This window comes from Streptomyces griseicoloratus, assembly GCF_014534645.1.
GTDB classification, from domain to species: domain Bacteria; phylum Actinomycetota; class Actinomycetes; order Streptomycetales; family Streptomycetaceae; genus Streptomyces; species Streptomyces griseicoloratus.
The window spans coordinates 1-1,276 of the sequence record NZ_JACVQF010000060.1 but is presented as its reverse complement, the minus strand read 5'-3'; the positions used below and the strand labels follow the sequence as shown (position 1 = coordinate 1,276).

At 57.6% G+C, this 1,276-nt stretch carries 1 rRNA gene; it reads left to right on the top strand.

Features of this window, described 5'->3' with window-relative positions:
* Positions 1-49: 49 nt before the first annotated feature.
* Positions 50-1,276, top strand: a 23S ribosomal RNA gene (locus H0H10_RS02205); the annotation flags it as partial.

The window sequence follows — 1,276 nt, the reverse complement described above, 5'->3', positions numbered from 1 at the left end:
GGGTGGTTGGTCGTTGTTTGAGAACTGCACAGTGGACGCGAGCATCTGTGGCCAAGTTTTTAAGGGCGCACGGTGGATGCCTTGGCACCAGGAACCGATGAAGGACGTGGGAGGCCGCGATAGGCCCCGGGGAGTCGTCAACCAGGCTTTGATCCGGGGGTGTCCGAATGGGGAAACCCGGCAGTCGTCATGGGCTGTCACCCGCTGCTGAACACATAGGCAGTGTGGAGGGAACGCGGGGAAGTGAAACATCTCAGTACCCGCAGGAAGAGAAAACAACCGTGATTCCGGGAGTAGTGGCGAGCGAAACCGGATGAGGCCAAACCTACGACGTGTGAGACCCGGCAGGGGTTGCGTCGTGGGGGTTGTGGGATCTCTCTTCTACGGTCTGCCGGCCGTAGGGCGAGTCAGAAACCGTTGATGTAGACGAAGGACATGCGAAAGGTCCGGCGTAGAGGGTAAGACCCCCGTAGTCGAAATGTCAGCGGCTTGCTTGAGAGACACCCAAGTAGCACGGGGCCCGAGAAATCCCGTGTGAATCTGGCGGGACCACCCGCTAAGCCTAAATATTCCCTGGTGACCGATAGCGGATAGTACCGTGAGGGAATGGTGAAAAGTACCCCGGGAGGGGAGTGAAATAGTACCTGAAACCGTGTGCCTACAAGCCGTGGGAGCGTCGCGCAAGGACTTGTCCTTGCGTCGTGACTGCGTGCCTTTTGAAGAATGAGCCTGCGAGTTTGCGGTGTGTTGCGAGGTTAACCCGGGTGGGGTAGCCGTAGCGAAAGCGAGTCCGAATAGGGCGTTTGAGTAGCACGCTCAAGACCCGAAGCGGAGTGATCTAGCCATGGGCAGGTTGAAGCGGAGGTAAGACTTCGTGGAGGACCGAACCCACCAGGGTTGAAAACCTGGGGGATGACCTGTGGTTAGGGGTGAAAGGCCAATCAAACTCCGTGATAGCTGGTTCTCCCCGAAATGCATTTAGGTGCAGCGTCGTGTGTTTCTTGCCGGAGGTAGAGCACTGGATAGGCGATGGGCCCTACCGGGTTACTGACCTTAGCCAAACTCCGAATGCCGGTAAGTGAGAGCGCGGCAGTGAGACTGTGGGGGATAAGCTCCATGGTCGAGAGGGAAACAGCCCAGAGCATCGACTAAGGCCCCTAAGCGTACGCTAAGTGGGAAAGGATGTGGAGTCGCAGAGACAACCAGGAGGTTGGCTTAGAAGCAGCCACCCTTGAAAGAGTGCGTAATAGCTCACTGGTCTAGTGATTCCGCGCCG